The sequence below is a fragment of the Bradyrhizobium sp. SZCCHNS1050 genome (genome assembly GCF_032484785.1).
GTDB lineage: Bacteria > Pseudomonadota > Alphaproteobacteria > Rhizobiales > Xanthobacteraceae > Bradyrhizobium.
Genome location: NZ_JAUETR010000003.1, coordinates 114,330 through 137,913 on the forward strand (window position 1 = coordinate 114,330; position 23,584 = coordinate 137,913).

The following is a 23,584-nucleotide window of genomic DNA, read 5'->3' on the forward strand; positions in this document are numbered from 1 at the left end:
GGTGAATCGATGCCAGTCACGGTGAAGACGTTTCAGGCCGCGAGCGAAGCTGCGTCTGCGCTGTCGTCGGACCGCGCGGCGCGCTACCTGGGCGGCGGCACGCTGGTCATGCGCGATCTCAATGAGGGCGACGTCTCGATTGCGACGGTCATCCGCGCCACCGACCGGACCTTGCAGGGCATCGATGCGGCAGGCGCGCGCATCAGGATCGGCGCCGGCGTCACCTTCGCCCGCGTGCTGGCCGAGCGCGATCTCGCCTTCCTGCATCCGGCGGCGCGCTCGATCGGCGGCCCGGCGGTGCGCAACATGGGGACCGTCGGTGGCAATCTGTTCGCTCCGGCGCCGTTCGGCGACTTCACGGTGGCGCTGCTGGCGCTCGACGGCATCGTCTCGCTGCAGGGCAGCTTCGGCGTCAGGGACATGCCGATCGAGGAGTTCCTGCAATCGCGCGACCGCCAGGCCGGTGCGCTGGTGGTCGGCGTGTCGTGCATCCGTCCTGCGTCGGCGGATGCGTTCCGCTATCGCAAGATCGCCCGGATCAAGCCGAAGGGCGGATCGGTGATCACGCTTGCGGCGCATCTTCCACAGAGTGGCGGCCGCGTGACCGGCGCGCGGATCGCGCTGGGATCGATGGCCCCGACCGCCATCCGCGCCAAGGCGGCCGAGCGCGCGCTCGAAGGGCGGCCGTTCGACGCCGGCGCGATCAGTGCCGCCGCTGCTGCGGCGGCCGAGGGAACGGCACCCACCGACAATTCGCTGGCCAGCGCGTGGTATCGCCGCGAAGTGGTCGGCGTCCATCTGCGGCGGCTGTTGTCGGGACAGGAGAGCTAGAGCATGGCCAAGACCCCACTTCAGTTCCGGCACAATGGTCGCGATGTCGCGCTGTTCGTCGACGGCGGCACCAATCTGCTGGTCGTGCTGCGCGAGATGATCGGCGACCTCACGCCGAAATTCGGTTGCGGCCAGGGCGGCTGCGGCGCGTGCACGGTCCTCATCGATGGCGACGCGCACCTGTCTTGTCTGACGCTCGCCGAAGCCGTCGAGGGCCGCGCGGTCGAGACGCTCGACGGCATCAAGAGCGGTCCGAATTTGCATCCGCTGCAGCGCGCCTTCGCCGAGGGTTTTGCCGCGCAATGCGGCTATTGCACGCCGGGCATGCTGATGGCGGCGAAGGCGCTGCTCGACAAGATCCCGCAGCCAAGCCGCGAGCAGGTGGTAGAGGCGATTTCGGGCAACATCTGCCGGTGTACCGGCTACGAGCCGATCATCAATGCGGTGCTGGCGGCGGCCGCGTCGCTGCGCGCGAGTGCGTGAGGAGAGATCGCCATGCTGGAACTGCGCAAGGACATCTTCGCCGACGAGCGCGACGACAATCTCAACGAGGTCGGCAAGGGCACCCAACGCCAGGACATGCTCGGCCATGTCACGGGGACCTCGACCTATTTCAACGATCACAAGCTGCAGGGCATGCTGCATCTGAAGGTCGTGAGGTCGACGCAGCCGCATGCCCGGCTGCGCCGCATCGAGACCAGCGAGGCCGAACGGAGCGAGGGCGTGCGGCGGATCATCCGCGGCAGCGACGTGCCGCGCAATCTCAACACGCTGCTCAGCCTGATCAATTTTGGCAAGGACGATGAGCCGACGCTTGCCGTCGACAAGGTACGCTACCGCGGCGAGCCGATCGTCGCCGTCGTCGCCGAGACGCCGCGCGCGGCGGCCGAGGCGGCGGCCAGGGTACGCGTCGACTATGAGATCTTGCCGGCGGTGTTCGACGTCGAGGAGGCGCTGAAGCCGGGCGCGCCCACCGTCAACGAGACCTATCCGAAGAATACGTTCACCTATCACGACCGCTACGACCACCAGAAGTTGCGCTTTGGCGACGTCGAGCGCGGCTTTGCCGGCGCCGATCATGTCTTGGAACAGCGCTACCAGATGTCGCCGATCGAGCACGCGCCGGTCGAAACCAACGGCTCGATCGCCGCGCCCGACACCAACGGCCGCTACGTGGTCTATACCTCGACCCAGGCGCTGTTCTTCTCGCTCGACACCTGCGCCAAGATCCTCGATCTGCCGTCGAACACATTCCACTTCATCGGCGGCACGGTCGGCGGCGGCTTCGGCGGCAAGGTCGACACGCTGACCGAGCCGCTCGCCATTCTCGCTGCGATGTTGACGGGGCGCCCGGTGCGCTACGTGCTCGGACGAGAGGAGGAGATGCAGTTCGGGCCGCCCCGCGGTGCCGAGCGCATCTACATCAAGGACGGAGTCATGCGTGACGGCCGCATCGTGGCGCGCCAGATCCGCGGCTATTTCGACTCTGGCGCTTATACGCGGCTGTCGAGCTACGCGGTGGTCAAATGCGCCGCGCACCTGCCGGGGCCCTACACGATCCCGAACGTCCATGGCGACATCTACTGCATCTTCACCAACCGCACGCCGGCCACCGCGATGCGCGGCTTCGGCATCACCGGCATGGACTTCGCGCTCGAATGCCAGATGGACAAGCTCGCGCATCTGATCGGCATGGACCCGATGGAGTTTCGTATCCTCAACGCCTATCGCGACGGCGACATGAAGGCGCATCGCCGCGAGGCCAAGAACACCGCGCTGATCGAATGCGTCCAGGTCGCGGCCGAGAAGGCCAAATGGCCGATCCGCGAGGAGTTCCGGCGCATGTCCTCGCGCAAGGATGGCGGCGGGGCGCGGGCGGCTGTTCCCTCCACGCCACGAGAGCCGGTGAGCGCGCGGCCTGCGCCGGCGCAGCAACGCACCAGCTACGATCGTGGTCTCTCGGCGCCGCCACAACCCGAGCCGCCACCACCTCCGCCAACGAGCCCGGCGCCTTCGCCGGGGCACGGCGCGACGCGGTTCTCGTCGGTGTTCGGCACGAGGAGGCGCTGACATGACGAGGCACCGCGGCCGCGGCATGGCGGCGATCAACTATCCCATCGGCATGAATCTCGGCGGCGATCCGAGCCAGGCGCTGGTGCATTCCAACCCCAGCGGCAAGTTCACGGTGGCGCTGTCGTCGATCGATCTCGGGCAGGGCATGAAGTCGGTGACGCGGCAGATCTGTGCCGAGACGCTCGGCGTGCCGGTCGAGGACGTCTATGTCGACACCGCCGATTCCGACACCGGCCCGCATTGCATGGGCTCGTTCGCTTCGCGCGGCACCCATCGCGTCGGCAATGCCGTGATGGCGGCGGCCAAGGAGGCGCGTGGCGTCATGATGGAGGCCGCGGCCGAGGAGCTCGAGGTCAACGCCAGCGATCTCGAAACGGATGGTCGCGGCAACATCCACGTCAAGGGCGCGCCGCATCGCTCGATCTCGGTGAAGGACGTCGCCATCGCCGCGCAGTTCCGCCAGGGCAAGACCATCTCCGGCCGTGGCATCTTCCTGGTGCCGCTGTCGGAGGTGGATCCCGAGACTGGCGAAATGTCCCCGGCGACCTGCTACGCGCATGCCTGTCTCGTCGCCGAGGTCGAGGTCGATGACGAGACCGGCGAGGTCGGCGTGGTCAGGATGGACAGCGCCTATGAGCTGGGACGCGCGCTCAATCCCCGCCTCGTCGAGCAGCAGCTGGTCGGCGGCGCCTGGATGGGCATGAGCCACGCGCTCTACGAGACGACGGAGCCGTACTACCCGGACCCGAAGCAAGGACCGCGCGACTTCGTGGAATACCTGATGCCGGGACCTGGCGACATCTGTCCGCACGACATCGCCGTGCTGGAGCGGCCGGCGCCCGACGGACCGTTCGGCGGCAAGGGCCCTGGCGAGATGTGCGCCAATCCTGTGCTTCCTGCCATCGCGAATGCGATTTTCAACGCCGTCGGCGTGCGCCTCGACGAACTGCCGATCACGCCAGAGAAAGTGCTGCGCGCGATCAAGGCCCAGGGCGGCGCCCGGCCGCAGACGCGGCGGTGACGCAGCATGGTGGTCCGCAGCAACATCGTCGGCATCGACTCGCCGCAGGCGCTGGAAAAGGCACTGCGCGCGGCGTACTATCTCGCCGATGACGGGCTCTCCACCGCGGCCTATCTCGCGCTCGCGCTGGGCAAGCCATTGCTCTTGGAAGGCGCGCCCGGCGTCGGAAAAACCGAGGCGGCGAAGGCAATCGCCGCGGTGCTCGGCCGCAAGCTGATCCGCCTGCAATGCTACGAAGGTATCGACGCTGCTGCGGCGCTCTACGAGTGGAACTATCCGCGCCAGATGCTCGCGATCCGCCAAGCCGGCGAGGAGAGCATCGACATCTATGGCGAGAGCTTTCTGATCGAGCGGCCGATGCTGGCCTGCCTGCGCGCGCCCGATGCGACCGTGCTGCTGATCGACGAGATCGATCGGGCCGACCAGGAGTTCGAGGCGTTCCTGCTCGAATTTCTCTCCGATTTCCAGATATCGATCCCCGAGCGCGGCACGGTGCGCGCCGCGGAGCGGCCGATCGTGGTGCTGACCTCGAATCGGACCCGTGACCTGCACGAAGCGCTGCGCCGACGCTGTGTCTATCATTGGATCGACTATCCCGATGCGGAGCGCGAGGCGCGCATCGTGATGATGCGGGCCTCCAGTGTTGCCGAAGCGACCGCGCGGGCCGTGGTGGCTGCAGTGGCGAAGCTGCGGCGCGAGCCGCTGAGCAAGGCGCCCGGGATTGCCGAGGCGGTCGATTGGGCGGAGGCGGCGACGCTGCTCAACCAGACCGGCGCGCGCTGGCCCGATGCGTTCAAGCGCGCGATTGGCGTCGCGCTGAAGGATGAGGAGGATCTGTCCTTCATCGCGCCGCGGCTCGACGCGCTGCTCGCGGAGGCGATGACATGAGCGAGCCCCGCCTGCCGCAGGCGACCGAGATCTTCGTGACATTCGCTGCGCTGTTGCGGCGAAACGGCTTCGCAATTGCGCCGGAGCAGACCACCGCCTTCCTCGCTGCGATCGAACTGCTGGGGCCTGTCAGCATCGAGGATATCCGTCGTGCCGGGACGGCGACCCTCGCGCCGCCTCCGGAGCGGCTCGCGACCTACAATCTGCTGTTCGACGTCCATTTTGGTGTCGCCGAGGCAACGGCCTTCAGCGAGAGCGACAGGCAGGACGATGTCGTGCGTCTCCAGGAGGAAGGGGACGGCGCTGTCGGTCCCGATCTCGCCGAGGAGCAGAACGAGTCAGGTCTGGCTGCGACGCGCGTTGAAGCGCTGGTCGCCCGCCGCTTGGCTGCGACGACGGGCGGCCATGCCCTGCAGCGCCTCGCGCGTCAGGCGCGTGCAAAACTGCCGAAACGGCGTGGCCACCGGCGCATGCGCGCGCGGCGCGGCAGCTTCGTGGACCTGCGCCGGACCCTGCGCGAGAGCATAAGGCGCGACGGTGAGGTGCTGTCGCTGCGGCGGCTGAAGCGGCGACCTCGATTGCGACGATTGCTGCTGCTGATCGACGTCTCCGGCTCGATGAAGGCGCGGACCGAGGATAACATGCGGCTCGCCCACGTGCTGGTGCAGGCCGTACCCCAGGCCGAGGTGTTCACGCTTGGCACACGGCTGACACGCGTGACGCGGCCCTTGCGGCTGAAGCGGCGCGAACAGGCGCTGCTCGCTGCCTCGCATCTCGTCAGCGACTGGGACGGTGGCACGCGCATCGGCGAGGCGCTGCAGGCCTTCCTCGCGGTGCCGCGGTTCTCGACCTACGCGCGGGGCGCCGTCGTGCTGGTCATCTCGGATGGGCTCGAGCGTGGTGACCATCATGTGCTCCGTGACGCCGTGTGGAGGCTGTCGCTGCGCGCCTGGCGCCTGAGCTGGCTGACGCCGCTCGCGACGGGGCCCGGCTTCAAGCCGCAGACCGAGGCGTTGCAGGCGATCGCGCCATTCGTCGACGACATCGCAGCCGGCGGGTCGGACGAGACCATCGTCGCGCATGTTCTGTCGCTGGCACAGAGGAGGGCGGCATGACCGGTTATGTCGATGCGCATCACCACATCTGGCGTCAGGCCGATCTGCCCTGGCTGGTCGGGCCGATGCAGCCGCGGATTTTCGGCCCCTATGAGCCGATCAGGCGCGACTACACGATCGAGGAGTATCTCGACGACATCGCCGGCAGCGGCGTCACGCAATCGGTCTACGTCCAGACCAACTGGGCCAAGGACGGCTTCGAGGACGAAGCCGCCTGGGTGCAGCGAACTTCTGAGCAGCACGGCTTTCCGCACGGGATCGTCGCCTATGCCGATCTGAGCGTCGAAGATGCGCGGCCGCAGTTCAACCGGCTGGCGCGCTATCCCCTGCTGCGCGGGGTCCGGATGCAGCTGCACTGGCATGAGAACCCGCTCTATCGTTTCGCTTCGTCCCCAGACCTTTGCAGAGATACCCATATCCGCGCCAACATCGCGCGGCTCGCCGACTACGGCTGGTCCTTCGACCTGCAGGTCTTCGGGCCGCAGATGGCGGGCGCCGCAGCGCTCGCCGAGAGCTGTCCGTCCGTGACCTTCATCCTCCAGCATGCCGGCATGCTGGAGGATCTGTCCACGCGCGGTCGCGATCGATGGCGAGCCGGCATGCAGCGGCTGGCGAGCTGCAGCAATGTCGTCAGCAAGCTCTCGGGCCTCGGCACCTTCATTCGCCGCAACGATCCGGCGCATGTCGCCGACGTGGTGCGGGAGACGGTCGGAATGTTCGGCCCCGAGCGCTGCCTGTTCGGCTCGAACTTTCCGATCGAGAAGCTCTGGACCGACTACCGCGTACTGGTGGGGGCCTATGAGGCTGCCATCCGGGACCTCGACGAGCATGCGCGCGCGCAGGTCATGGGAGGGACGGCGCAGCGCGTCTATCGGCTGGGATGATACCGCCTGCAACGACAACAAAAGCAACAGGGAACGCTCATGGCGCTGGAAATCAAGGTTCTCGACTATGGTGATATCGAATTGGAATCGAGCTTCCTTGTGCTCGGCCGTGATTGCGGCCGCACCCGCCGGGTGCTGACGCTCGGCTTCCTGATCCTGGGCGGGCCGTATCCGGTCGTGGTCGATACCGGCTACCGCTCCAACCAGATCATGGAGACGCTGGGCATGCGCGGGCTGCAGTACCATGAGAACATGATCGAGAACCAATTGGCGCGGCACGGCGTGCGCATGGGCGATGTCCGCTACGTCTGCCACACCCATCTGCACATCGATCACGCCGGGAAGGACGATCTGTTCCCGATGAACACGACGGTCGTGCTCAACCGCCGCGAGCTCGAATACTCGGTTTCCGGGCTGATGCATCCGCAATATCCGGCGCCCGACATCAAGCATCTGATCGACCGGCTGCACACCAAGAGTGCGCTGCGTTTCCTCGACCTCGAGCTCACCGGCCCGGTCGAGCTGATGCCGGGCGTCTATTGCGACGCTGCGAATGCCCATACCGAAGGCTCGATGAACATCCACGTCCACACTGCCGATGGCATCGCTACCATCTGCGGCGACGTCATCTACGACTTCAACGACCAGATCGTGACGCCGTTCAACGAGATCCAGGATGGCGAGCCGCGCACCACCGGCAATCACGGCACGACAAAACGCGCCGAGAAGGCAGCGATCAAGAAGCTGCTGTCAAGTTCGCGCTATCTGCTGCCGGTGCACGATCGTCCCGCCAAGATCGAAGGCGGTGTGGTGGTGGGACGGCTGCACGACCAAGTGCCGGGGCCGCTGGTGCAGTCGCTGCCGCAGCGGCACTGGTTTCCGGCGTGAGCAGCACAAGGTGCCCCCATGACCCACGTGACGTTGCGCAGTGAGTTCGAAACTCTGATCGATCCGTATGCGCCGGTGGCGCAGGTCGCGACCGGCTTCGAGTTCACCGAGGGGCCGATCTGGCATCCCGTCGAGCAGTTCCTGCTGTTCTCCGACATGCCGGCTGATGTCCGCCGCCGCTGGGACGCGAAGCGCGGCGTGGTGGAGATGCGGCGGCCGTCGAACAAGTGCAACGGCATGACCTATGATGCCGAGCTCAATCTGATCGTCTGCGAACACGCGACGTCGTCGCTGGTGCGCGAGCGTCCCGACGGCCGCCGCGAGATCCTGGCATCGCATTTCGAGAACCAGGAGCTGAACAGCCCCAACGACGTGTGCGTCCATTCCAGCGGGACGATCTACTTCTCCGACCCGTGGTATGGCCGCATGCCGGTCTACGGCGTGGAGCGGCCGCGCCAGCTCGGCTTCCAGGGCGTGTACCGGGTGCCGCCGGGCGGCGGTCCGCCGCGGCTGCTGGTTGACCGCCATCTGTTCGACCAGCCCAACGGGCTGTGCTTTTCCCCGGACGAGAAGCTGCTTTACGTCAACGATACGGTGCAGGCGGTGATCCGCGTGTTCGACGTCGGCGGCGATGGTGCGCTGGCGAACGGGCGCGTCTTTGCCAGCGGCATCCGCTCCGAGCTCGAGCCAGGCGTGCCCGACGGCATGAAATGCGACCAGCGCGGCAATGTCTGGGTCACCGCACCCGGTGGCGTCTGGGTCTATGCGCCTACGGGCGAACTGCTCGGCAAGGTGCGCGTGCCGGAGCTCGTCGCCAATCTCGCCTGGGGCGGTCCCGAGTTTCGCACGCTCTATCTCACCGCGACCCATTCGGTCTATGCGATCGCGACCAAGGTCGGTCCGCGCCACGAGCCGTATATGAGCGCGCGAAGTCGAGGGGCGTCAACGGCAGGTCTGGCGATGTCCAGCGCGACGTCCGCGCCATCGGCGCCGCAGCTGGCATCTGGTGACATGCAGCTCGATCCGCGCCGCTGCGCGATGATCATCCAGGATCTGCAGAACGACGTCATCATGGACGGTGGCGCCTTCGCGGATTCCGGCGCGCCCGGTCATGCCAAGCAGCAGCGCGTGGTCGACAATGTCCGGCGGCTCGCCGAGGTCGCGCGTGCGCGCGGCGTCGTCATCATTCATGTCTGGTTCGTGGTCGAGCCGGGCGCGCCCGGCGTGACCTTGAACGCACCGCTGTTCGAGGGGCTGGTCGACAGCAAGGCGATGGTGCGCGGCAGCTGGGGCGCGGCGCCTGTCGCCGGCCTGGAGCCGCGCAGCGGCGACTTCGTGGTCGAGAAGATGCGCATGAGCGCGTGGGAAGGCACGCGGCTCGAGACGATTCTCAAGGCCACCGGGCGCGACGTCCTCATCAATACCGGCGCCTGGACGAACATGTCGGTGGAGCACACCGCGCGCACCGGGGCCGACAAGGGCTATTTCATCGTGGTGCCGGAGGATTGCTGCTCGACCATGAACGCGGACTGGCACAATGCGTCGATCAACTTCGCCATGCAGAATGTTGCTGTCGTGACCACGGCCGACGCGGTGATCAGGGCGCTGGGGTGAGGCATGCCAAAGCTGCTGCATCTCGTCGCCTCGCCGCGGGCAGATTCGGAATCCAGCGCCGGCGCGCGCGCCTTCCTGGACCGCTTCAGGCAGGCGCGGCCGGGTTGGGACGTCGACGAGATGAATCTGTGGCGCGAGAGTCTGCCCGAGTTCGACGGCGAGATCCTGCAGGCGAAATATGCCCGCATGGGCGGCCGCGCCTTCACCGACGGCCAGCGCCGGGCGTTCGCTGTGGCCGAGCGCATGGCGGTGCGGCTCGATCTGGCCGAGCGCGTCGTGATCTCGACGCCGATGTGGAATTTCGGCGTTCCCTACAAACTCAAGCACTGGCTCGACATCATCAATCAGCCGGGCCTCACCTTTCGCTTCGATCCGTCGCGTGGCTACCTGCCGCTTCTGAAGGATCGTCCGACGCTGGTGATCCTCGCCAGCGGCGGCGACTTCACCACCGGCATCAGCCGGGGGCGTACTGACCTCGCGACGCCCTATTTGCGCGAGGCGCTGCGCTTCATGGGCCTTCGCGACCTGCACTTCGTGGCGATCGGGCCGACCAGCGGGCCGGCGGCGCACACCGGCGTGGCGCGTGAGCGGGCGCACAGGCGGCTCGTCGAGATGGCCGCGCGATTTTGACGAGGCAGCCGCGCGGCGCGCATCAGGTCCTAGCAGCAAGCGGTGCGGCCTTCGACCGGCGACCGTCGTCCTCTAGCCGCGCTCTCGACTGATTCGGCCGCGAATTCAAGCGACAAGCTCGACTGTCGCTCCGGTCGCGTCGATCAGGTGAACACGTTCGACCTCGGTGCGGGGCAGCAGGGCACGAATCTCAGGCTCCGACATCAGGCTGAAGGCGGTCGAGAGCGCGTCTGCCGCCGTTGCATTGCCGGCGACCGTGGTCACGCTGCGATAGCGCTGCGCACAGCCGCCGTCGTGCGGATCGAACAGATGATTGAAGCGGCCTCGCGGATCGAAGCGGAAGCCATAGGCGCCCGATGTCGATACGGCGCGATCGATGATCGGAAGCAGTGCAGCGGTCCGGTCGGGAATGTCCGGATCGGCGATTGCGATCTCCCAGGGCCGTGCATCCGGCCGTGCGCCGATGGCGCGGGCTTCGCCCATGTCGACCAGGCTGTGCTGCACGCCCTCGCTGCGCAGGAGCTCGACGATCCGGTCCGTGACATAGCCCTGCGCGATGCCATTGAGGGTGAGCGCCATGCCGCGCGGCATGACGATGCGATCGCGGCTGACGCTGAGCCGCTGATGGCCGACCCGCGCCAGCGCCTCTTGCACGGCCGCTTGCGGCGGCCCGTCGGGATTGGCATGCGGGCGCGAAAAATGATCGGCATAGAGCGTCCACAGCGGTTGCACCGTCGGGTCGAAGCGGCCGTCGGTCATCGCGGCGTAGCGCTGCGAGCGTGTGAGGATGTCGACCAGCTCGGGCGCGGGGTCCACCAGCACACCGGTGCGGTTCAGCGTCACCAGCGCCGATTGCTCCAGATACAGGCTGAACAGGCGCTCGAGCCGCCGGGCTTCGCCGATCGACACCGTGATCAGCCGTTCGGCTTCCTGCCGGTCGCGGTGATGAAGCTTGATCGTGGCGACGGCGCCGAGCAGCGTGCCGCGCCATTCGACCGATCCGCTTGTGCTGTCGGCCGCCTGCGCCCAGGAAGGAGCAACCGCGAGACCCGCCAATGCGGCGCTGATGCGGATGAAGCGCCGGCGCGAGAGGTAAAGTGTCATCGCTGGACTCCCGTGGTTTGCTTCGAACCCGGCTCGGCCAGACCGGCGTTGTCGTCGGCGGAGCTCAGCACGTAGTCGCGGGGCACCTCGGTGAAGCCGACGATGCGGCCGCCGTGCTCGGCAGCGAACCGCTCGGCCGCGGTCCGATCCGAGAACGGCACCGCCTCGTCGCTGCCCATGCCGCTCCTGACCCGGCTGCCGATCACGAACACCGCCTTGCGCGCCTCGACCCAATTGTCGGCGCCCGGATTGTCCCAGCTCGCGGCTTTGCCCATGTCGGAGACGTAGATCGCCTGGATGTCCTTGGGCTCGTCGGGCAGCATCGTGAAGGCGATGGCGTCACGCGCGGAGGAGAACCAGACCGGTTCGATCAGGCTGGCGGCGAAGATCTGTCCCTTGGGGCCAGAATGCTCGAGCAGATTCATGCCGCAATAATGCCCGATCGCCTCCGCCGTCAGCTTGATCGGCGGCGGCGGCGCGGCCGCCTGCCTGTCGTTGCAGGCGGCAAGCGCAAAGGCGGCGATGAGCAAGCCGGCGAAAGCGAGGCGTTTCATAGCTCCCTCCGGGAGAAGGCCAGCGCGGCGCCGGCGAGCGGCACCAACGTCCAAAGCACCAGCGCTGTGAGCAACACCTGCACCGACAGCGTGCTGCTGCCGGCGAGCCCGGCCATGCCGGAGAACAGGCTGACATTGGCGAAGCCGGTCAGGTTGAACAGCCGGTAGGCGTCGGTCGGGTTGAGCAGCAGCAGCGCGCTGAGCACGCCGCCGGAAACGTTGCGGCCCTGATCGATCACGAGAAGGCCGAGCAGCGCCATGTCGTAGATCAGGACGAGCACGAGCCACAGGCCGATGCTGACCCCCGCTGCGGTGCCGCGGTCGCGCACCACTGCACTGACGAGATAGCCGATCGCGACGAACACCGCGCCAAGCAGAACGGAGGAGCCGATCATCGCGGCGAAGGCCGCGAGCCCGTCACTGTCGAAGTGACTGCCGGCGATCAGCAGCGCTACGGCAGCGGCGCCATAGCCGAGGCAGGTCGCGAAGGCGAGCACCGCGAGATGACCGAGGAACTTGCCGAGCAGCACCTGCCAGCGCGCCACGGGATAGCTGAGCAGCAGCAGCATGGTGCCGCGCTCCATGTCTCCGACGATGGCGTCGTGCGAGATCAGAAGCGCGATCAGCGGGATCAGGAAGATGGTCAGGCTCGACAGGCTGACGATGACGACGTCGAGCGCGCGCGCGCCCACGGTGCCGGTCGGTGCGCTGCCGAGAAAGGTCAGCGACAGCGCGAGCCCCGCCAGCAGCAGGGTCGACGCCAGCACCCAGCGATTGCGGATCGCCTGCTGGATTTCCTTCGCGGCGATGGTGATCACGGCATTCATTGCGAACGCTCCGCGTGGCGCAGGAAATGCGCGTAGAGCTCGTCGAGATTGGGCGGGATGAGCTCGAGATCCTGCACGGCGGTGCCGTCGGCCGTCGCACGGCGCAGCAGAGCGATCTTCTCGTCCTGCGCTGCGTCGATCTCGACGATGTGGCCATTGACCCGACGATAGGAGGTCGCCTCCGGCAGCCAGGAGGGCCGGCCGGATGGCGGCAGCTCAGCGACCTTTACCCGGATCCGGGTCGGCAGTCGCGCGAGGCGGCGCAACTCGTCGAGCGTGCCGTCGGCGACCTTGAGTCCCTTGTTCATGATGATGACACGGCCGGCCCGCTCCTCCAGCTCGGTCAGCGCATGCGATGACAGCAGCACCGTCGTGCCCTCGGCGGCGAGCTTCTGGATCACCTCGTAGAACGTCTGGCGCAGCTCGGGATCGAGACCGGTGGTCGGCTCGTCCAGCAGCAGCACGCGTGGCCGGCCGATCAGCGCCTGTGCCAAGCCGAGGCGCTGGCGCATGCCCTTCGAGTAGGTATTGACGCGGCGTCCGGCAGCGTCGCCCAGCCCGACGACATCGAGCAGCGCCAGCGCGCCCTTCACAGGCTCGCGCTTGAGGCGGGCGTAGAAGCTCTGCGTCTCGCGGCCGGTGAGCGCGGCATCGAAGGCGACGTTCTCCGGCAGATAGCCGAGCCGACGCCGCGAGGAGAACTCGCCCGCGGCCGGGTTTTCGCCGAGCAGCGCGATCGCGCCCTTGGTCGGTCGGATCAGGCCGAGCATCATCTTCATCAGCGTGGTCTTGCCGGCGCCGTTGTGGCCGATCAGGGCCACCATCTCCCCGGCCGCGAGATCGAACGACACGCCCTTGACGGCTTCGACCTTGCCGTAGTGCTTGATCACGTCGGCGATATGGACGGTCGCGCTCATCGGGCGCTGCTCCTAGCGGCAGTGCGGCGCGCCGGCGGTGGCGACATCAGCGGATGGCTGTCGACCACGCCGCCGGGCAGGATCGCCGGGAACTGCGCCTGTGCCCAGCGGATCACCTGCACGGCCGGACTGTTGATCAGGACCTTGGCGGCCGGCGCGGTCCACAGCACGCGGTCGATCAGATCATTCGGCCGGTAGGCGGTGTCGGCAACGCCGTCGCCGTTGAGGTCGAAGCCCGGGTTGTCGCTCCAATAATTGCCGCGGCCGTCTTTCGACCAGTCGAGATGGCGGGTGCCGACATACTTGATCTGGCTGGCATTGTTGACGAAGGCATTGCCCCTGATGTCGTTGCCCTCGGAGCCGGCGGTAAAGTGAACGCCGATCTCGCACCCTTCGAACCAGTTGTCAGTGATATGGTTGTTGTTGGTGTTGTAGATGAACACGCATTTCTCGGGACCGGGACGGGCGCCGGCGGTCGGCGTGGCCGTGCTCGCATCGGCCTGCGGCACGCCTTCGTCGGTGCCGCGGTTCTCCGCGGTGGCCCAGCGCTCTGCCGGCTGCAGCCCACCGATCACGCTGTTGCCGGCGATCTGCGAGCCGTTGGCCGCGTTGAACAGCAAGCCGCGGTCGCGGTCGTGATCCGAGACGTTATCCCTCACGACGAGCGCCTTGGAGAACATCATCGCATAGCCGATGATGTTGCGGGTCGAGACGTTGCCGGAGATTTCGCTGTCGTTGGTGTACATGAAGTGGACCGCGAAGCGCAGGTCGCTGAAGCGATTGCCGCTGAAGACGTTGTTGCGGCTGGTGATGGCGAACACGCCATCGCGGCCGTACCGGAATTGGTTGTCGATCACCTTGGCGCCCGGCGCGTTCCAGACGGAGACGCCGTTGCCGGTGACGCCGCCGCGCGTCGCGCGCAGGCCGATGATGCTGTTGTGACGGACCATGGCGTTGGCTGATCCGTGCAGATAGACGCCGAACAGATTGCCCTCCATCTGGTTGTTCTCGATCAGCGTGTCGTGCGCGCCCTGGTCGACGAAGATGCCGGAATCCATCTGCTCAAGCGAGCGGCCGGAGCCTTTGATGACGAAACCTCGAATGACGGTACCCGGTGCCATGACGGTGATGACGCTCCCACGGCCGTCGCCGGTGATCACGGCGCCATGCGCGCCGGTCAGTGTCAGGCGACGGGTGATCCGCAGCGGCCCGTGATAGGTGCCTGCGGCCAGCGCGATCTCATCGCCCTCGGCCGCGCGATCGAGCACGTCCTGCAAGTCGGCAATGTCGGCCGCGACCGCTCGTGTCGCCGCTGTTGCGCGGAAGGGCAGGCTGGCGACGACGAGCGCCGCCAGCCCCAGAGTCTTGATATGGCGCATGCGCCGCATCGCTCACGCGTTCCGCGGCGAGACCAGCATGCGTCCGCGCATTTCCATGTGCATGGCGTGGCAGAACCATGTGCAGAAATACCAGTACACGCCGGGCTTGTCGGCGATGAACGTCACCGACGAGGTCTGCTGCGGATCGATCTCCATGTTGACGCCGTAGTTGACGATGCAGAAGCCGTGCACCAGATCCTCGACGTCGTCGATGTTGGTGACATAGACCGTCACCTCGTCGCCCTGCTTGACCTCGAACTTTTCGAGCGCGTAGGCGGGCGCGCTGGACCACATGTAGACGCGCACCTTGTTGCCGTCGCGGATCACCTTGGCGTCGCTCTCCAGCGTGACGCCGTCGGCTGCGGCCTGCTTGCGGGCGTCGGCGAAGAACGGGTCGTCGCGTTTCCAGATCGAGGTCACGCGGCCCTCGAGCTTGGAGCGGTGCACGATCACGGCGTCATGCGGCTCAGCGAAGCTCGGGCCGTCATGCACCAGCTCCATCTTGTCGCCGGAGATGTCGATCAGCTGGTCGTTCTCCGGCTTGAGCGGGCCGACATTCAGGAAGCGATCCTTGGAGAACTTGTTCAGCGACAGCAGCCATTTGCCGTCGGCTTCCTTGGTCTCGCCCATCGAGGCGTGGTTGTGGCCCGGCTGATAGTGGACGTCGAGCTTCTGGATGATGGGGTTGACCTTCTCGCCCTTGAAGGCGCGCTTGGCGAGATCGAGGCTCCATTTGCAGACCTGGCTGTCAAGGAACAGCGTGGTGTAGGCGTTGCCCCGGCCGTCGAAGGCGGTGTGCAGCGGCCCGAGGCCGAGCTCCGGCTCGGCCACGACGACGTCGCGCGGCTTGATCTTGTCGTCGAACAGGTTGTCGATCAGGCGGACGTCGATCACCGTGACCGTCGGCGCCAGCTTGCCATTGGCGACGACGTGGATGCCATCGGGGGCCGTGTTGAGGCCATGCGGACTGTTGGAGACCGGCACGTAGCGCGTGTAAGGCGATCCTTTGCGGCCGTCGATCACGGGAACGCCGTTCATCTCCTTGAAGTCGCCCTTCTTGACGGCCTCCTCGATGCGCTTGATGTTGAAGATCGTGACCCAGTCCTGTTCGCTTGCCGTCATCTCGGCCAGGGTGACGCCCTTCTCCGAGTTGTAGCAGGTCGAGAACGCATATTTGCCCTGGTAGTCGCAGTCGGTGTTGTCGAGATTGCCGTCGACGATCACCTGCCAGGCGACCTTCATGGTGTCGCCGTCGACGGCCGAGAACATCGACCAGTATTTCGACTTGTCGTCGAGCACCTTGCCGTCGTTCGGCAGCGGCACCTCATATTCGCCGTTGCAGAAAACGTAACCGGTGCGCGGGAACTTCTGCGGACGCATGCCGTGGATGGTGTACTGGTTCGGCAGCTCGATGATCTTGTCGCATTTCATCACGTCGGTGCGAATGCGGGCGAGCCGGGTGTTGGCCTTGTCGTTGATGAAGATGTAGCGGCCGTCATATGTGCCGTTGGTGAACGACATGTGCGGATGGTGGCAGTCGCCGTTCATCCAGATGCCGAGCCGGTCCTTGAGCCGTTCGCGCGTCTCGGGCAGCAGCCCCTCGGTCATGATCTTGCGGCTCTCGTTGGTCTGGCCCCAGCCGGTGGCGCTGCACCGGTTGAAGACCGGAATGCGCATCAGCTCGCGCATCGAGGGCATGCCAACGATCCGCAACTCGCCGGTCTGGCCGCTGGAGAAGAATACATAGTACTCGTCGAGCTGGCCGGGCGCGACCTCCGCCTTGCCGGCGCCTTGCGCCGGTCGCGACTGTGCGGCGGCCGGCGTGGTCTCGACGCTCTTGCCGAGGCCGATGCTGCCGGCAACGCCGGCCGCGCCGAGCGCGGCGGTGCCGACGATTTGTCGGCGGCTGAGTTTCGTCTGGTCGTCGTCGTGCGCCATCGTCGTCTCCTTATGATGGATGAGTGAGATCGTTGGATTGAGCCGGCGCCGTCGTCGGCCGACCGGCATGGGTGATCACGGTCTTTGGACCGGATTTGGCGGCGCGCATCGACGGCGATGACATCGCCTCGAACTTCTCGCGCTTGAGCCGGACCTGGATCATGTGCGGACAGCGCTGATCGTCGTAGTAGAGCTCCTGGCAATGCATGCAGTAGATGCATTCATTGACATTGATGTGTCCCTCGGGATGGATCGACTGCACCGGACATTCCTTGGCGCAGCGCTGGCAGGGCGAGCCGCACTCCTTCCAGCGACGCAGCCATTCGAAGGTGCGGATGCGTCCGGGAATCGCCAGCGCGGCGCCCAGCGGGCAGAGATAGCGGCAGAAGAAGCGTTCGATGAACAGGCCGATGCCGAGCAGCGCCGCGGCATACAGCACGAACGGCCAGCTGCGCGAGAATTTCAGGATGATCGCGGTCTTGAACGGCTCGACCTCCGCGACCTGCTCGGCGAGCGCGACCGAATACAGCGACAGCCCGAACAGGCCGAGGAAGATGATGTATTTGATCGGCCACAGCCGCTCATGCAGCCCCCAGGGCACCGTGATCTGCGGCACCTTGAGCCATTTTGCCACTGTGTTGGTCAGCTCCTGCAGCGCGCCGAACGGACAGAGCCAGCCGCAGAACGGCCCGCGGCCCCAGAACAGCAGTCCAGCCGCCGTTGCCGCCCACAGGATGAAGATCAAGGGCGCCGCGAGGAAGAACTCCCAATGGAAGCCGGTCAGCAGCGCGTTGACGAAGGTGACGACGTTGACGACCGAGAGCTGGGCGTTGGCGTACCAGCCGAGCCAGACCAGCACGAACAGCAGATAGGTGCGGCGCACCCAGGTGTAGAGCCGGGGACGGCGCACCAGAACGTTCTGGAAGAAGAAGATCCCTGTGAGCGCGGCCAGCGCCAGCGCGGTGATGCCGATGGAGACCGTCTGCGAGCGCCAGATGCGCATCCATAACGGCTCCTCGGTGTCGTCGGCGACCGGTTGCGCCGTGGTCGGGGCGGGACGTGCGGACGTCGCCTTCGCTGCCGACACAGCGGGGCGCGTCTGCTGCTTCAAGTAGGCGTCGGGCACCGTGTAGTCGACATCGAATGTCAGGAACGCCTTGTCGTGGCTGCCTGTGCTTCGTTGCACCAGGAGCTGGAGCTGCCATGGCTCGGTCGGGTCGAGCGTGAATTCGGGCGGCGTGACGAACAGTCCGATCTCGCGCAGGGCAGGGGCGCCGGCGGCGGCCAGCGCACCGAGTCGCATGTGGTTCTTGTCGCGGAACCGCGTGCTTCCGCCCTCCTGCAGCACCTCGATACGGTCGAAGATGCCGCCTCGGACATAAGCGGAGCCCTTGAACGAGTAGACGCCGTCGCCGGCGACGACGATCGCCTGCTGTCCGGGCTGCAATCGCTGCTTGAGTCGCTGATAGCCCTCGTCGCCGAGCAGGCTGCGGCCGATCGTGGGCACGCTGGCCATGGCCACATAGAGATCGATGAAGGTGTCGCCGGCATCGCCGGGCTCCGGATTTTGCGCGGCCGCCGCATTGCCCGACTTGGCGAACGCGTCGTTGACGTCGCCGATGCTGAGATGCAGGCGCCGCACCGAGCCGTCGCCGAGCAGGCTGCTCCAGTCGCGGATCTCGCTCTTGTCGGGATCGACCGTCTTGGTCACGCCGGGCTGCGCTGCGGCGGCGCTCGCCGCTGAGCCGGCGCCGATGCGGCCGCTGCGGATCAGGCGCGTGGCGGCGCGCACGATGCTGTCGTGCATCACCAGCACGGTGACCGTGGCACCTGAGACGATGTCGGCCTGCGGCGCATGTTCCGCGCCTTGCGCAATCGGCATCATGTCCTTGCCGAGCAGGCCGTTGAGTGCGGCAACGATGCGTGGCTGGGGAATGCCGATCAGCACGATGGGCTCTTTGTGATCGACCAGCTTCAGCCCGGTGATGACGCCCTTGGGATCGATGCCGACGAGGATGTGGATCGGCTTGCCCGAATAGCCGACGGAATTGGCGAAATCGGAGTTGAGATAGACGTAACCCTTGAGCTGATCGCCGCGATACACCGGCATGATCGGCGGCTCGCCTTGCGGCTCGCCGAAACGATCCGCATCCGGGAACAGCTCACCCGGCGTGATCTTCGAGAGGTAGGTTGCGAGATCGCCGGCCGCATGTGCTGCGCGCGGGGCCGCGATCGCGCAGAACCCGATGAGGATTGCTACCAGGATAGCAGGCATGCGCCACCGATTGGTGGCGACATCACTCGCAACCATGATCACCTCAAGCGGAACGGACGGCCCGCGAAGGGGCCGTATTCCAGTCAGGACTGTTTCGGGGAAGGAAGGATCGTCGCCATTGACAATCCCTGAGCAAATAGAGTCGGGTTAAATTGACTCCTTATCGTGCCGGTTGTCTAGTGGGTCGCAATCCGACGGACGTTGCGCTGGATCAAACAAGCCAGGACAATCAGGCGGACCATCATATGTTGTTGACACGCACGCTCTCGCTCAAGTCGGAACCGGCCGGGAACCTGCATTCGATCGACGAGCTGTTCGCGCTCGCCAATGCGATGGAGCAGGAGGCGGCCGATCGCTACGACGAGCTGTCCGGAGAGATGCAGCGTCAAGGCCGGCTCGATCTGGCCGCTGTCTTCGCGAGGCTGGCCGCGGCCGAGCGCGAGCATGTCGACAGTGTCGCGCAATGGTCGCAAGCGCGAACGGGGCGTGCCCCCGATGCGTCGCTGGTGCGCTGGCAACCACCGGAGACCTTTGAGCCTGGCGTGGCACGCGAAATCCAGGACTCGCGGCTGATGACGCCGTACCGCGCGCTGTCGATGGCGGTGCGCAACGAGGAGCGGGCCTTCGCGTTCTGGTCCTATCTTGCGGCATTTGCCGATGATCCCGAGGTCAAGAGGGCGTCCGAGGCGATGGCGCGAGAGGAACTCGGTCATGTCGCGACGCTGCGCAAGGAGCGGCGCCGTGCCTATCATCTTGAGACCGACGCCAGGCGCGCGGCGTCGGTGGCGTCGGACGCCGGCACGATCGACGCCGGCCGGCTGGAGCGTCGACTCGCCGAGTTGCTCGACGCGATGGCTGCGCGCGCCGCTGGCCGCCCGGCGGATCGCGTGCGCGAGCTTGCGCAGGAAGCCGCGGCAATGGCATCGGAGGTTGCGGACCTGTTGCGCCTGCCGGCTGGGCTCGCGCAAGCCGATGCAGCCGTGCTGGCGGAGGCGCTCGCGGACGCGTATCTGGAGCATGCGGAGCGAGCGACCGAACCGGACCGGCTCGATCTGATGCAGCGGCTGGCGTCGCAGGCGATCGCCCGGCTGGCCTGGCTGCGGTCGCTCGGTTGAGTCCGACTCCAGAACTCCGCGAAAGAGGCGAAAGACAAGGGTCGCCCAGCCAAGCTGGACGACCCGATCATCATGAGGCTCAGTTGCGGGTCGGCGCCGGCACGGCGGTGCGGTTCGCTGGCACCGTGACGGGCTGGAAGGAGAACACGTCGCGACTGAGCGGATCGACGGTCACCTTGAGCCAGCGCACGTCGTTGTTGCCGTTGCCCTGATTGTCGCCGAACGTTTCGACGCGAACGAAGTTCTCAAGCCGCTGGCCGGCACTGTTGAGGAAGGGCTGGTCGATCCGGAAGTAATGGGAATCGCCGTGGACGTAGGCGACCGGCTTGCGGAACGCCTCGACTTCGGTGCGCAAGGCGGTCAGAAAGCTGACGAAGCCATCGGGCTGCCCGTCGGCTTCGGCGAGCGTCCTGGGATCGCGGAGCGGCGCGCGCGTCGGATCGGCCTGGTCCCAGCCCGGGTTGCCCTGGGTGATGAACATCACCGCGGCGGAGTTGCGCCTCTTGGCTTCCGCGAAGGTCTGTTGCATCCACAGAATCACGGCCGCGTTGCGCGCGTTGTATTCGTCCGGATCGGGATTTGTGTCGCAGAGATTGTTGCAGGATCCCTGGATGTTGAGGGTCGCGTAGGTGACCCGGCCAACGGTCCAGCGGCGATTCTCGACGCAGCCGACCTTGGTGCCGTTGGCGCTCAGACACAGCGGATCGGTCTGCACCTCCTGGCGCAGCTTGCGCTGGCCGAGCGAAAACGGCGTCGAGAAGAACACCTTGCGCTCGTAATCGAGCCGGTCGCGCGAGTTGAAGCCGCCATTCGAGGGGCGATCGCAATCGACCCAGTCGTTGTCGCCCGGCGTGAACATCGCGGGCGCCTCGAGGCTGTTGAAGAAGGCGAGCGCCTGGGCGTAGAGGCCGGCGTCGCAGGCGGAATTGGAGCCCTGCTTCAGGTCGCCATCGTGCGCCGTAAATTTCAGCCGATGGGCGTTCATGTCGGCGATCAGGTTGGGGACGCCGACGGTGGCCTGCAGCGTGGAGTAGGGCAGGTCGCCCCACAGGCCGATGGCGTAGCTGTCGTCATCGTCGTCGAAGCCATGGTCGTGCGCGAGGCTCGGCGCGGCAGCGGAAAACGCCAGCAAAGACACCGTGACGGACAATGCGAGCAATTCATGAAAGGCAGATTTGAAAGATGATCGAAGTGACATTCTGCAAGATCCCCCAAGACCTCGGTTGCAACGCGCCGCTTCGTTCAAGCGGCGGCGGGATGATGCGGAGGCTCGATAACGGGGGCGTGACGATCGGCTGACAATCCGCTGACGGCGTCACGATGTTGCAAATCGGTGCACGATCAATCTCGTCGCCGCGCACAATGCGCAGATGGCCCGCCGCAACGTGTGCGGCGGGCTGTTCTTGACAGCGGCAGACTCCCGGTCGATCAGCGGTCGTCGCCGTATCCGTGCTCACCGTGGTCGTGATGATGCCAGCCGCCGTCGTGATCGTGATCGCCATCGTTATCGCCGAAGGCGAACAGATTCATCAGGTCGCCGATCGCAGGACGGTTCTTCGGCACATAGCGGTTGTCGTCCCGGTCATGGATCGGATTGGGGAGTCGGTCGCGGCTGACGGCGGAGATCGTGGGCAGCCGCCAGTTGCGCTCGATGAATTTCAGCAGCGAGACGTGATCGTAATAGGTGTGGTCGACATGACCCTTCTTGGCCAGCGGCGAGACCAGGATGAAGGGAATGCGGGTGCCGTCGCCGAGGAAGTCCACCGGCTGGACATAGCCGGAGTCATAGTAGCCACCGCCCTCGTCCGTCGTGATGAAGATCGCGGTCTTGGCCCAGAGCTGCGGGTTGGCCTTGACGCGATTGATCAGGGCCTCGAGGAATTTTTCGTAGAGGTCGGTGGTCGAATCGGCGGGATGCCCGGCGAGCGCCTCGAACGGACGCACGAATGACACTGCGGGCAGCGTGTTGTTCTGCACGTCCTTCACGAAGGCGCCGTAGTTCTGCAGCTTGGCTTCCTCGGCGGGGTTCTTCATGATGTTGTTGAAGCCGGTGAGCGGGTCGCAGATGCCGCAATAGGAGTGGAACAGCAGCGGCACGCCGTCGACGCTCTTGGCGAAGGTGGTGGCATCGTCACCGCGGTCGGCGCTGTAGTATTTCCAGGACACGCCTTTTGCGGTCATCACGTCGGCGATGGTCGGCGCGCTCTGCGGCGGCAGCACGAACTTGTCCGAGCCGAGGGCATTCGGCTTGGCGCTGGTCTGGTTCCAGAACATGCTGTAGTTGTTGACGAGATAATAGTGGTTCGGCGCGCAGTTGTTGCTATAGACGCCGTTCTTGAAAAGCTGCTCGTTGACGGCGGCGACGCCGGGCGCGCTGGGGTCCGAGCAATTGACGTAGGAGCCGCCGCTGTAACCGTCCTGCTTGTAGTAGTTGTTGGTGCCGGGAACCGGATCCGGGTTCTCGATCTGGTTGGCGTAGGGCACGGCGGGGGCGCCGTTCAGCGTCTCGGGATTGGTGAAGAACGCGGCGTGGCCGGTCACGAGCGCCTGGAAGTTGGCTCCGGTGCCGCCCATGATCGCCTGATGATAGTTGTCGCTGATCGCATACTCGTCGGCGAGCTGCTTGAAGAACGCTGCGTCACCGGGCTGGGCCTTGCCGGCGGCGTCGGTGAACGGGTTCATATTGTAGAAGCCCATCGAGATGGCGCCTTCCATCGGGTTGAACCCGCCGGCCGGATAGGGCTGACCGTTCGAGCCGGTGCCGATGGTCTGCTCGACCCACACGAATTTGTCGTGCTTGCCGCCGTCGATGTCCTGCCACATCTGGAAGAAGCGGTGCACCGGATCTCCGGTGTAGGCGGCATAGGAGACGTATTTCGAAATCTGGTACGGGCCGTTGGGAAGATTGGCCGGGAAGCGGGTGTCGAGGACGTTCTGCGGCAGGCCGATCCCGTAGGTGGTGTAGGGCTGCGGAAGTGTCGCATAGGCGCCGGTGGACGCGGTCTCGGCAGTGTAGCGAACCTCGTCGCGGCCGATCCGTTGCTCCGCTTTCTTGAAATGCCGGCCCGGCGTGCCGTCTTCGTTGACGATTCCCTTGCTGAGCAGATTGTCGATCGTCTGACCCGCCTTCGGCTTGTAGGTGCCGAACAGATTGTCGAAGGTGTGGTTCTCGCCGACGATGATGATGACGTGCTCGATCGGTGTGCTCGTCGCCGGTTCGGCGAGGGCTGGCGCGACGCTGGTCGCGGTGAAGACGGCGGTGGTCGCAAGGGCGAGCGCCTTGGACCGTGTGACTGTTCTGGTCATGAGATCTCCGGACGGAGGAGGGTGGTGGCGCGCGCATGCTGATGGCCGCTTGCCTGCGACGATCTATCGCGGCAACAAATTGCAACGTGGTGTCGGTCTTGCTTCGGTTTTGTGAAATGCGCCGAGCAGCGCGGATACTGGACACGCACGTCACAGCACCAGCTTGGCAGCGCGTGTGCCGCCAGGAGCTTGACTCCATTGCTGTCGGGAGCCAGCGCTCGCCGG

The 23,584-nt window shown here is 66.0% G+C and carries 21 protein-coding genes; 11 read left to right on the forward strand and 10 right to left on the reverse strand.

Translation table 11 applies throughout. The features are described from left to right. The first annotated feature begins 9 nt into the window (after nucleotides 1-9). The 10 genes from QX094_RS32400 to QX094_RS32445 are packed head-to-tail and all read left to right on the forward strand — an operon-like array spanning nucleotide 10 to nucleotide 9,944. On the forward strand, nucleotides 10-831 hold the full coding sequence (locus tag QX094_RS32400; RefSeq protein ID WP_315717443.1) for an FAD binding domain-containing protein: 822 nt from the start codon (nucleotides 10-12) through the stop codon (nucleotides 829-831). 3 nt (nucleotides 832-834) lie between these two features. Further along, nucleotides 835-1,314, forward strand: coding sequence for a (2Fe-2S)-binding protein (locus tag QX094_RS32405; protein WP_315717444.1), 480 nt, complete (start codon nucleotides 835-837; stop codon nucleotides 1,312-1,314). Nucleotides 1,315-1,326: 12 nt separating this feature from the next. Then, a complete protein-coding gene (locus QX094_RS32410) occupies nucleotides 1,327-2,901 on the forward strand; it encodes a xanthine dehydrogenase family protein molybdopterin-binding subunit (protein WP_315717445.1) in 1,575 nt (524 codons plus the stop codon). A gap of 1 nt (nucleotide 2,902) precedes the next feature. Continuing rightward, nucleotides 2,903-3,925 (forward strand): xanthine dehydrogenase family protein molybdopterin-binding subunit, encoded by a 1,023-nt coding sequence (locus tag QX094_RS32415; protein ID WP_315717446.1) that lies wholly within the window; start codon nucleotides 2,903-2,905, stop codon nucleotides 3,923-3,925. A 6-nt stretch (nucleotides 3,926-3,931) separates the two neighbouring features. After that, nucleotides 3,932-4,813: a MoxR family ATPase gene (locus QX094_RS32420; protein ID WP_315717447.1), complete on the forward strand. Its 882-nt coding sequence runs from the start codon at nucleotides 3,932-3,934 to the stop codon at nucleotides 4,811-4,813. Next, nucleotides 4,810-5,928 carry a VWA domain-containing protein gene (locus QX094_RS32425; protein WP_315717448.1) on the forward strand — a complete coding sequence of 373 codons (1,119 nt, stop codon included), beginning with the start codon at nucleotides 4,810-4,812 and terminating at the stop codon, nucleotides 5,926-5,928. Before QX094_RS32420 ends, QX094_RS32425 begins: the two co-directional genes overlap by 4 nt. Then, nucleotides 5,925-6,812 carry an amidohydrolase family protein gene (locus QX094_RS32430; protein ID WP_315717449.1) on the forward strand — a complete coding sequence of 296 codons (888 nt, stop codon included), beginning with the start codon at nucleotides 5,925-5,927 and terminating at the stop codon, nucleotides 6,810-6,812. Before QX094_RS32425 ends, QX094_RS32430 begins: the two co-directional genes overlap by 4 nt. A gap of 39 nt (nucleotides 6,813-6,851) precedes the next feature. Continuing rightward, a complete protein-coding gene (locus tag QX094_RS32435) occupies nucleotides 6,852-7,700 on the forward strand; it encodes an MBL fold metallo-hydrolase (RefSeq protein ID WP_315717450.1) in 849 nt (282 codons plus the stop codon). A gap of 18 nt (nucleotides 7,701-7,718) precedes the next feature. After that, a complete protein-coding gene (locus tag QX094_RS32440) occupies nucleotides 7,719-9,314 on the forward strand; it encodes an isochorismatase family protein (RefSeq protein WP_315717451.1) in 1,596 nt (531 codons plus the stop codon). Nucleotides 9,315-9,317: 3 nt separating this feature from the next. After that, nucleotides 9,318-9,944 (forward strand): NAD(P)H-dependent oxidoreductase, encoded by a 627-nt coding sequence (locus QX094_RS32445; RefSeq protein WP_315717452.1) that lies wholly within the window; start codon nucleotides 9,318-9,320, stop codon nucleotides 9,942-9,944. 105 nt (nucleotides 9,945-10,049) lie between these two features. Here QX094_RS32445 and QX094_RS32450 read toward each other — a convergent pair whose 3' ends face one another. Genes QX094_RS32450 through QX094_RS32480 form a run of 7 tightly spaced genes read right to left on the reverse strand, consistent with a single transcriptional unit; the run spans nucleotide 10,050 to nucleotide 18,974 of the window. Then, nucleotides 10,050-11,048 carry an FAD:protein FMN transferase gene (locus QX094_RS32450; RefSeq protein WP_315717453.1) on the reverse strand — a complete coding sequence of 333 codons (999 nt, stop codon included), beginning with the start codon at nucleotides 11,046-11,048 and terminating at the stop codon, nucleotides 10,050-10,052. Beyond that, nucleotides 11,045-11,602: a nitrous oxide reductase accessory protein NosL gene (locus QX094_RS32455; protein WP_315717454.1), complete on the reverse strand. Its 558-nt coding sequence runs from the start codon at nucleotides 11,600-11,602 to the stop codon at nucleotides 11,045-11,047. The genes QX094_RS32450 and QX094_RS32455 overlap by 4 nt, the downstream gene beginning before the upstream one ends. Next, a complete protein-coding gene (locus QX094_RS32460) occupies nucleotides 11,599-12,429 on the reverse strand; it encodes an ABC transporter permease (protein WP_315717455.1) in 831 nt (276 codons plus the stop codon). The genes QX094_RS32455 and QX094_RS32460 overlap by 4 nt, the downstream gene beginning before the upstream one ends. Then, nucleotides 12,426-13,346 carry an ABC transporter ATP-binding protein gene (locus QX094_RS32465; protein ID WP_315717456.1) on the reverse strand — a complete coding sequence of 307 codons (921 nt, stop codon included), beginning with the start codon at nucleotides 13,344-13,346 and terminating at the stop codon, nucleotides 12,426-12,428. Before QX094_RS32465 ends, QX094_RS32460 begins: the two co-directional genes overlap by 4 nt. Further along, nucleotides 13,343-14,734, reverse strand: a complete 1,392-nt coding sequence (locus tag QX094_RS32470) for a nitrous oxide reductase family maturation protein NosD (RefSeq protein ID WP_315717459.1) — start codon at nucleotides 14,732-14,734, stop codon at nucleotides 13,343-13,345. Before QX094_RS32470 ends, QX094_RS32465 begins: the two co-directional genes overlap by 4 nt. A gap of 3 nt (nucleotides 14,735-14,737) precedes the next feature. Then, nucleotides 14,738-16,663 carry a TAT-dependent nitrous-oxide reductase gene (gene nosZ, locus QX094_RS32475; RefSeq protein WP_315717460.1) on the reverse strand — a complete coding sequence of 642 codons (1,926 nt, stop codon included), beginning with the start codon at nucleotides 16,661-16,663 and terminating at the stop codon, nucleotides 14,738-14,740. Between the two features lie 10 nt (nucleotides 16,664-16,673). Continuing rightward, nucleotides 16,674-18,974, reverse strand: a complete 2,301-nt coding sequence (locus QX094_RS32480) for a 4Fe-4S binding protein (protein WP_410052198.1) — start codon at nucleotides 18,972-18,974, stop codon at nucleotides 16,674-16,676. A gap of 209 nt (nucleotides 18,975-19,183) precedes the next feature. Between QX094_RS32480 and QX094_RS32485 the strand changes: the two genes are divergently transcribed. Further along, complete coding sequence (locus QX094_RS32485; protein ID WP_316184733.1) at nucleotides 19,184-20,053, forward strand: ferritin family protein; 870 nt, start codon at nucleotides 19,184-19,186, stop codon at nucleotides 20,051-20,053. Nucleotides 20,054-20,132: 79 nt separating this feature from the next. Here QX094_RS32485 and QX094_RS32490 read toward each other — a convergent pair whose 3' ends face one another. From QX094_RS32490 to QX094_RS32500, 3 genes are read right to left on the reverse strand one after another with little or no spacing between them, the layout of a single operon-like run. Next, nucleotides 20,133-21,251: a hypothetical protein gene (locus tag QX094_RS32490; protein WP_316184407.1), complete on the reverse strand. Its 1,119-nt coding sequence runs from the start codon at nucleotides 21,249-21,251 to the stop codon at nucleotides 20,133-20,135. After that, nucleotides 21,214-21,555 carry a hypothetical protein gene (locus QX094_RS32495; RefSeq protein WP_316188488.1) on the reverse strand — a complete coding sequence of 114 codons (342 nt, stop codon included), beginning with the start codon at nucleotides 21,553-21,555 and terminating at the stop codon, nucleotides 21,214-21,216. Before QX094_RS32495 ends, QX094_RS32490 begins: the two co-directional genes overlap by 38 nt. Then, entirely contained in the window at nucleotides 21,482-23,359 is a 1,878-nt protein-coding gene (locus tag QX094_RS32500; protein ID WP_316184405.1) for an alkaline phosphatase family protein, read from the reverse strand. Before QX094_RS32500 ends, QX094_RS32495 begins: the two co-directional genes overlap by 74 nt. Nucleotides 23,360-23,584 lie beyond the last annotated feature (225 nt).